Source organism: Azohydromonas lata NBRC 102462, assembly GCF_001571085.1.
GTDB lineage: Bacteria > Pseudomonadota > Gammaproteobacteria > Burkholderiales > Burkholderiaceae_C > Azohydromonas > Azohydromonas lata.
In genome coordinates, this window is sequence record NZ_BCTC01000212.1 from 1 (window position 1) to 3396 (window position 3396).

Here is a 3396-nt window from a genome sequence, read left to right on the forward strand (position 1 = left end):
CAACCCGCTGGAAACCATCACCAACGACGACGCCGAGCTGTGCGTCCAGGCCTTCAACCAGTTGCTGGCGCAACTGCAGTAAGACCGCCAGCAAGCCACCACATCATCATGACCAAGCCCTACGCCCAGCTCGACGCCTGGATAGACGCCCACTTCGACGAGGAGGTGTCTTTCCTCCAGGAGATGGTCCGCGTCCCCACCGACACCCCGCCCGGCAACAACGCCCCGCACGCCGAGCGCACCGCGCAACTGCTCGCGGGCTTAGGCTTCGAGGCCGAAAAGCACGCCGTCCCTGCCGAGGAAGTGAAGGCCGGCGGCCTGGAAAGCATCACCAACCTGATCGTGCGCCGCCGCTACGCCGACGGCGGCCGCACCATCGCCCTCAACGCCCACGGCGACGTGGTGCCGCCCGGCGAAGGCTGGACCCACGACCCCTACGGCGGCGAGATCGAAAGCGGCCAACTGTTTGGCCGTGCCGCCGCCGTCAGCAAGAGCGACTTCGCCACTTTTACTTTTGCCGTGCGCGCGCTCGAAGCGCTGGGCGCGCCGCTCAAGGGCGGCGTGGAGCTGCACTTCACTTATGACGAGGAGTTCGGCGGCGAGCTGGGCCCGGGATGGCTGCTGAAGAAGGGCTTGACCAAGCCCGACCTCGCGATGGCGGCAGGCTTCAGCTACCAGGTGGTGACGGCCCACAACGGCTGCCTGCAGATGGAAGTGACGGTGCAGGGCAAGATGGCCCACGCCGCCATTCCCGACACCGGCGTGGACGCGCTGCAGGGCGCCGTCACCATCCTCAACGCGCTGTACGAGCAGAACCGGCTCTACAAGCAGGTGACGTCGCAGGTGCCGGGCATCAACCACCCCTACCTCAACGTCGGCCGCATCGAGGGCGGCACCAACACCAACGTGGTGCCGGGCAAGGTCGTCCTGAAGCTGGACCGCCGCATGATCCCCGAGGAGAACCCCGAGCAGGTCGAGGCCGACATCCGCCGCGTCATCACCCAAGCCGCGCAGAGCTTCCCGGGCATCAGCGTGGACATCCGCCGCATGCTGCTGGCCCGCGCGCTGCAGCCGCTGGCGGGCAACGCGCCGCTGGTCCATGCGCTGCAGCAGCATGGCCGCGAGGTGTTCGGCGAAGAGATTCCCACCTCCGGCACGCCGCTCTACACCGACGTGCGCCTGTACTGCGAGCACGGCATCCCGGCCGTGATCTACGGCGCGGGCCCGCGCACCGTGCTGGAGAGCCACGCCAAGCGCAACGACGAGCGTCTGGACCTCGAAGACCTGCGCCGCTCCACCAAGGTCGTGGCCCGCAGCCTGCTCGACCTGCTGAGCTGACCTGCCCCGCGCACCAGGCTTGGGCCGGCCCTGGCCCGCCCTGGTGCGCGGCGTGCCGCCGCGGGGCACGCGCGCCGCAGCGGCTGTCCGGCCGCCACCTCGCGCCGCGCGTGCATGCGGGCACGGATCATGCGATTGCATACACAACCGCATACCGGAGCCTTCATGATCCCGACCCCTTCCCGCCGTTTCGTCCTGACGCGCCTGGCCGGCCTGGCCCTGGCGTGCGCCGTGGCCGCTCCGGCCCTGGCGCAGGAGCGCGACGTGCGCTTCCAGCTCGACTGGCGTTTCGAGGGCCCCGCGGCCCTGTTCCTCACGCCCGCGGCCAAGGGCTACTTCAAGGCCGAGAAGCTCAACGTCACCGTGGACGCCGGCAACGGCTCGGGTGGCGCGGTCACCCGCGTGGCGTCGGGCTCCTACGACATGGGCTTTGCCGACCTGGCCGCCCTCATGGAGTTCCACGCCAACAACCCCACGGCGCCCAACAAGCCGGTGGCGGTGATGATGGTCTACAACAACACGCCCGCCGCGGTGCTGGCGCTCAAGAAGAGCGGCATCAAGACGGCCGCGGACCTGAACGGCAAGAAGCTGGGCGCCCCGGTGTTCGACGCCGGCCGCCGCGGCTGGCCCATCTTCGCCAAGGCCAACCAGGTGCAGAACGTGGCCTGGACCAGCATGGACCCACCGCTGCGCGAGACCATGCTGGTGCGCGGCGACATCGACGCCATCACCGGCTTCAGCTTCACCTCGCTGCTCAACCTGGAAGCGCGCGGCGTGAAGACGGAGGACGTGGTCATCCTCCCCTACGCCACCCACGGCGTGAAGCTCTACGGCAACGCCATCATCGCGGGCGAGGAGTTCCTCAAGAAGAATCCCGAGGCGGTGAAGGCCTTCCTGCGCGCATTCACCCGCGGCGTGAAGGACGTGGTGGCCGACCCGCAGGCGGCCATCGCCACCGTCAAGGCGCGCGACGGCATCATCAACGAGGCGCTGGAGCTGCGCCGGCTGAAGCTGGCCATGGAGCAAACCGTGCTCACCGCCGACGCCAAGGCCGAGGGCTTCGGCGAGGTCAACCCGGCGCGGCTGTCGCTCATGGCCAGCCAGGTCTCCGATGCCTACGCAACCAAGGCGCGCGTCGATGCCACGGCGGTGTGGAACGGCGCCTTCCTGCCCAGCGCGGCCGACCGCAACATCTTCGCCGCGGCCAGGAAGTGAAGCCCTTCGTCGAGTTCCGCCAGGTCTGGCTGGCCTACAACGACGCGCTGCTGGCCCAGGGCCAGTACGCGGTCGAGGACATCTCGCTGCAGGCCCGCCAGGGCGAGTTCATCGCCATCGTTGGGCCGTCCGGCTGCGGCAAGAGCACCTTCATGAAGCTGGCCACCGGCTTGCGCCGGCCCAGCAAGGGCACGGTGGTCATCGACGGCCAGGAGGTCAGCGGGCCGCTGAAGATCACCGGCATGGCCTTCCAGGCGCCCAGCCTGCTGCCCTGGCGCACCACGCTGGACAACGTGCTGCTGCCGCTGGAAATCGTGGAGCCCTGGCGCTCGTCCTTCCGCGCCCACCGCGCCGAGTATCGCGAGAAGGCCCGCGCGCTGCTGGCAGGCGTGGGCCTGGCCGGCTACGAGGACAAGTTTCCCTGGCAACTGTCGGGGGGCATGCAGCAGCGCGCGAGCATCTGCCGTGCGTTGATCCATGAGCCGCGCATGCTGCTGCTGGACGAGCCCTTCGGCGCGCTGGACGCCTTCACCCGCGAGGAGCTGTGGTGCACGCTGCGCGACCTGCAGGCCGCGCGCGGCTTCAACGTCATCCTGGTCACGCACGACCTGCGCGAGAGCGTCTTCCTCGCCGACACGGTGTACGTGATGAGTAAAAGTCCGGGCCGCTTCGTGGTGCGACGCGACATCGAGCTGCCGCGCCCGCGCGACCTGGAAGTGACCTACACCCCCGCCTTCACCGACATCGTGCACGAGCTGCGCGGCCACATCGGCGCCATGCGCAAGAGCGGCACGGCGCTGGCCCAGTGAGGAGCACCACGCCATGACCCCCTTGGACAAGAAA

3 protein-coding genes are annotated in these 3396 nt (G+C 69.1%); all 3 read left to right on the forward strand.

Going from position 1 to position 3396, the window contains the following annotated elements:
• The first annotated feature begins 108 nt into the window (after positions 1 to 108).
• Positions 109 to 1338 (forward strand): M20 family metallopeptidase, encoded by a 1230-nt coding sequence (locus tag ALA01S_RS30425; protein WP_066343432.1) that lies wholly within the window; start codon positions 109 to 111, stop codon positions 1336 to 1338.
• 165 nt (positions 1339 to 1503) lie between these two features.
• On the forward strand, positions 1504 to 2553 hold the full coding sequence (locus ALA01S_RS30430) for an ABC transporter substrate-binding protein (RefSeq protein ID WP_238456022.1): 1050 nt from the start codon (positions 1504 to 1506) through the stop codon (positions 2551 to 2553).
• Entirely contained in the window at positions 2550 to 3362 is an 813-nt protein-coding gene (locus tag ALA01S_RS30435; protein ID WP_066343444.1) for an ABC transporter ATP-binding protein, read from the forward strand. Before ALA01S_RS30430 ends, ALA01S_RS30435 begins: the two co-directional genes overlap by 4 nt.
• Positions 3363 to 3396 lie beyond the last annotated feature (34 nt).

Coding starts and splice junctions, on each gene's coding strand:
- ALA01S_RS30425 (WP_066343432.1), top strand. CDS start 109: ATGACCAAGCCCTACGCCCAGCTCGACGCCTGGATAGACGCCCACTTC.
- ALA01S_RS30430 (WP_238456022.1), top strand. CDS start 1,504: ATGATCCCGACCCCTTCCCGCCGTTTCGTCCTGACGCGCCTGGCCGGC.